The organism is Barnesiella sp. CU968, from assembly GCF_905219685.1.
GTDB lineage: Bacteria > Bacteroidota > Bacteroidia > Bacteroidales > Muribaculaceae > Lepagella > Lepagella muris_A.
Map to the genome: position 1 here is coordinate 1 of NZ_CAJMXD010000235.1, position 4,813 is coordinate 4,813.

At 44.7% G+C, this 4,813-nt stretch carries 4 protein-coding genes; 1 reads left to right on the forward strand and 3 read right to left on the reverse strand.

Annotation, left to right across the window (positions count from 1 at the left end; genetic code table 11):
* The 3 genes from JX312_RS09350 to JX312_RS09360 all read right to left on the reverse strand — a co-directional run.
* The coding region (locus tag JX312_RS09350) for an ATP-dependent helicase (protein WP_204457810.1) at nucleotides 1-2,060 on the reverse strand (2,060 nt) is incomplete at its 3' end.
* A 13-nt stretch (nucleotides 2,061-2,073) separates the two neighbouring features.
* Nucleotides 2,074-2,535 (reverse strand): type I restriction enzyme HsdR N-terminal domain-containing protein, encoded by a 462-nt coding sequence (locus tag JX312_RS09355; RefSeq protein WP_239653878.1) that lies wholly within the window; start codon nucleotides 2,533-2,535, stop codon nucleotides 2,074-2,076.
* A gap of 39 nt (nucleotides 2,536-2,574) precedes the next feature.
* The gene (locus tag JX312_RS09360; RefSeq protein ID WP_204457811.1) at nucleotides 2,575-3,396 is read right to left on the reverse strand and encodes a S1/P1 nuclease; all 822 of its coding nucleotides are present in this window, start codon (nucleotides 3,394-3,396) and stop codon (nucleotides 2,575-2,577) included.
* A gap of 167 nt (nucleotides 3,397-3,563) precedes the next feature.
* Between JX312_RS09360 and JX312_RS09365 the strand changes: the two genes are divergently transcribed.
* Complete coding sequence (locus tag JX312_RS09365) at nucleotides 3,564-4,784, forward strand: transposase (protein WP_239653879.1); 1,221 nt, start codon at nucleotides 3,564-3,566, stop codon at nucleotides 4,782-4,784.
* The last annotated feature ends 29 nt before the right edge of the window (nucleotides 4,785-4,813 follow it).

A 4,813-nucleotide genomic window follows, 5' to 3' on the forward strand; every position in this document is an offset into this window, starting at 1 on the left:
CTTCTTGCTGTGTCGTATGTTTTATAATTGGCAGCGGGATTGATGAACTTTTCAGATGCTCCTTGGTCAATATTTACGGATGAAACGAGCTTAAGATATCTGGGGTCTATTTCTGAAAGGAAGCGCGAAGGTCGAGTGAGGGTTGTCTGACCGTTTCTGAAGCGAGAGCCGGCAAAAAGTATCACACACGTTTCCTTGGCACGCGTGATTGCGACATAGAGCAATCTGCGTTCTTCCTCGATCTGTGCGAGAGAGTCCATGCTCATGGAAGAAGGGAAAAGGTCTTCTTCCACGCCGACTACGTATATGTGTTTGAATTCAAGCCCTTTCGCGGCGTGTACTGTCATAAGCGTGACCCGGGGCTCCTCATTGTCATCATTCTGATCCTGATCTGTTGCCAGCATCACATCCGACAAAAACGCTCTCATCGAGATGTCGGCATCCGTTTCCTCCTCCACCCTTGAATCAACAAAATCCTTAAGGCCAGAAAGAAGCTCTGTAAGGTTTTCGTGTTTGCTGATGCTTTCCGGCGTTCTGTCATGCGCAAGAGCTGTCAGTATGCCGGTGCGGTTATATATAAGTTGTCCAAGTTCGAATGCGTTGGATTTTTCATTGTCTGTAATGAATAATCGTATAAGATCAGCAAAAGCGGTAAGTTTTTTTTGAGTACCTCCGTTTATGCCAGCATCATATTTTGTTATGTCCGATATTATCCCCCACAGACTCGAAGCATGTTCGGAGGCACAAGCCTGGATCTTTTTCATTGTGGTCTCTCCGATTCCTCTGGCAGGATAGTTGATTATGCGTCTGAGAGCCTCATCATCGTCAGGATTTATGGCAATTCTGAAATAGGCTATGACATCTTTGATTTCCTTACGCTGGTAAAATGAAAGACCTCCGTAAATACGGTAGTTGATGTTTCTTTTGCGCAAGGCTTCTTCAAGAACACGGCTCTGGGCGTTGGTACGGTATAGAATCGCGTAATCGTCAAGAGAATCGTGACAAGTCAGTTTAGAGCCGGAAATAAGGTTGGAGACCATATATGCCTCTTCGATATCCGAATATGTTCTTATGACCTCCACAGGTGCGCCAACCTCGTTCTCGCTGTAAACTTCCTTTTTCAATTGATTGGTGTTCTTGGAGATAAGACTGCCGGCCGCGTTTACAATATTCTGTGTCGAACGGTAATTGCGTTCAAGTTTGAAAATACGTAGACCCGGATAACGCTTTTCGAGGTTGATTATGTTTCCTATGTTCGCTCCCCTGAAAGAGTAGATGCTTTGCGCGTCGTCTCCGACAACACAAAGCTTCATGTCATCTCCGGTAAGTTGAGACACAATCAGATGCTGGGCGAAGTTGGTGTCCTGATACTCCTCTACAAGAATATACTTGAAAAACTCCTGATAGTGTCTGCGCACATCGGGATGATCACGAAGAAGTTCATTCATGTAGAAGAGTATGTCATCGAAATCCATCGCGTTGGCACGATGACATCTGTCCCGATATATTTTGTAAATCTGTCCGATCATGGGTCGTTTGGCCCGTTTGTCGGCATCATAATACTCTTTTGTGCCCAGATACTGCTCAGGTGTGACCATCGCATTTTTGGCATTTGAAATTGCAGATGCAACAATCGCAGGCTTGTAAATTTTGTCGTCAAGCAATAATTCCTTGACAATCATTTTTATCAGCGATCTGGAATCGGTGGTGTCATAGATTGTAAATCCTGGTTTGAAGCCGATTAATTCTGCATTTCCGCGCAACAGACGTAAGAATATGGAGTGAAAGGTTCCCATCCATAATCTTGATGAAATCTTCTGACCCACAAGTGCGGAGATGCGTTCTTTCATTTCTCTCGCAGCTTTGTTGGTGAAAGTCAACACCATGATTCGATATGGCTCAAACCCGTTGTCGAGCAGATTCACTATCTTGTATGTGAGGACGCGGGTTTTGCCGGAACCGGCACCAGCTATGACAAGTGACGGTCCATCCTTATATTCCACGGCGGCACGTTGCTGCGGATTAAGGAGATCAAGGTAATTATAACTAATTTCTGACAAAACTATTCAATATTCAATTGGCACTGAATGCGCTGTTTAAATCTCTATAATCCGGAATTGCCGGTATAAAGTGATATGTGTTGCTTGAGTAGTCGATTACGCAGCAGTAATGGCTCAGTCCGTTGGAGACAATCAGATACTGCGCTTTAAGCACCATATTATACCTTACAATCTGATCGAAAGTGTCTTGTGTTATCCTTACATCCGGCGCTTTGTATTCAACAATGAGCAATGGCGTGCCGTCTTTGTTGAAGACCACCGAATCGCACCGTTTTTTCATTCCGTTGACTGTGATGCCAATTTCATTTGCCATCAGAGATTGCGGATAATTGAAAGCACTGTGCAACCATGCGGTGAACTGCTGGCGTACGTATTCTTCCGGAGTAAGAGCCACCAGTTTATCGCGCAAAGGATCATATACTTTTACAATTCCGTCCTGTTCTTTAATTTTAAGAGGAGAAAAGGGAATGTTCAACTGGGGAAATTTCAATTAACTGTTATATTTTATTTTGATTCAGTTCTTTTTTATTATATTGTTTGCTCCTGCATAGTGCGGGTCAAAAATTGAGTTAAGCAGATCCGCCAGACGAAGACCGCCACGAAGAAACTGTTCTTCTATGACTGGAGTCCATCTTGCGATATAGTCATAGCTGAGTTTTGAATCCTCGGGAGTTGTATTGTATACTTCCGCAGCAATCTGATAACATTCTTTTCCCCATTTTTCCGGAGAACCGTCTGCAATTATTTCGGCTTCTTCTTCTGGTGTAGCCCTGTCTATCTGTTGCTGCCATTCCGTATAGCTCCATTTGTGAGCCGATTCAGGCAGACTGCTGTCCCATATCGAATGCAGGTTCTTGGGTGAGTTGAAATATTTCACCATCCATCTGTTGCCGCCGAGATCACTACGGTGTCCCATGTGCATGGGCTGATGTATGTCGCCTACGAGATGCACAAGCATTTTAAGAGCAAGAGACTTTTGCTCATCGGAAGAATCCGGATTGTTCAGTATGTATGCCTGTTCGCGAATGGCTCTTACTACATCGCCGGATTCATGCAGCTGTGCGTTTTCGAACGTTTCATTAGCATCTATATTCTTGTAATGCCATGTTTTGGAATAACTGTATTCCGGAGTGTGTGAAGCATTGTCAAGCCAATTGGCGTAATATACGATGGATTTGCCTCCAAGCAGTTTTTCTGCGGTTGCCTTTGCGACAGGGGTAAGATGGTTCTCGGCTATAAAGCATACGGTGTCATGACCTTTCTGACCCCAGGAGAAACATTGGATTGAAGTTGCGGCTATCAATGTCGCGCTTAAGAGTATTTTTTTAGATTTCATGCCTCATTCAATACTTCGGTTATTTTTTGTGAGTTTGTTAACGGCTCCGAGGAGCCAAGTGTTTAATCCGTTAAAAATCTGATGTTTAGCATGAAAATTTAACACTAAAAAATTGGTCAAGTCGCTGAATTTCAGTAACTTTATAGTTATTCGACGACTCTAAAGTTATGCTGATTTTCGAACTACTTGACCAATATGAGGGCATCTGCCGGAGAGCATTCTTCGGTTGCGCTACAAAGTTAAACAANACTTTCAATACAAACATCATCGAGATACTGATTTTAATCATGTGCATACCGCGAAAGATAAATTTTCTTCAGCTTGGGCGCCACGGAAGACGTGGCGAACAACGCTATCGTCAGACTTTCCGTAGGGATTTCGACTGGCTGTGCTTCAACATGAACCTGGCCGCCGATCGTNTCCAGTATGGCATGAAACGACNGGCTATCGCCATAGATCCAAGTTATGTCTCCAAAGCTGGGAAGAAGACAGCCCATATCGGTCGGTTCNGGTCAGGCTGTGCCTCGGCTGTGAAGCATGGTCTTGAGATCCTCGGTATCGCCGTAATCGATGCAGACATCAGGGATGCGATGATGCTCCGTGCCGTGCAGACTCTCAATTCGACAGAACTTGAAGGAANGAAATTTACTCTCAATCAGTGGTATCTGTCGGTATTGAAGACGTACAGAACAGATTTGCTGAAAATCACTTCATTGCTCGTTGCCGATGCCGCTTTCTCCGTACTGCCGTTTGTCGAGGGACTGAAAGAAATCGGTTTCTCACTGATAAGCCGTCTGCGTTCCAATGCTGTGCTGTATTACATCTACGAAGGTCCGCGTACCGGTAAAAGAGGTCGCCCCAAGACCAAGGACGGCAAGATCGACTTCTCCAATCCTGACAAAAACAGGATGACCCGACTTGACATCGCTCTCGAGGAAGGCGAAGCCTTTGAACTTGTGGCATGGTGCAAGTCTCTGAAGCAGNAAATACGGCTGGTAATCCATTATCTGCCCGGAGGCGGCCACCGACTGTATTTCTCAACCGATATCTCGGTCTGCGGCAAAGATGTCTATGACATTTACCGGACACGGTTTCAGATTGAGTCCTGTTTCCGAGATGGTCATCAGTTCACCGGACTGCTCGACTGTCAGGCTCGCGATGAAAAGGCCTTGGATTTTGCCTACAACGCTTCGCTTGCCGCCGTCAATATCACTAAGGTACTGAGGAAGCAGACGAAGATGCCTTTTTCTATTGGTCAAATTAAGTCTCTGATGGCCAACGCTCATTTCATAAAAAGATTTTTTGACCTGAGCGGAATTGACCCGAACAAGACTTTAAATGCTAAACTTGTCAAAGAACTCTTTGGCTTGACGGTAGATGCCGCTTAGCCTATGAATATTTTTTAACGAACTATTGT

Excerpts from the sequence above, each read along its gene's own strand:
- JX312_RS09360 (WP_204457811.1), bottom strand. The coding sequence starts at position 3,396 with ATGAAATCTAAAAAAATACTCTTAAGCGCGACATTGATAGCCGCAACT.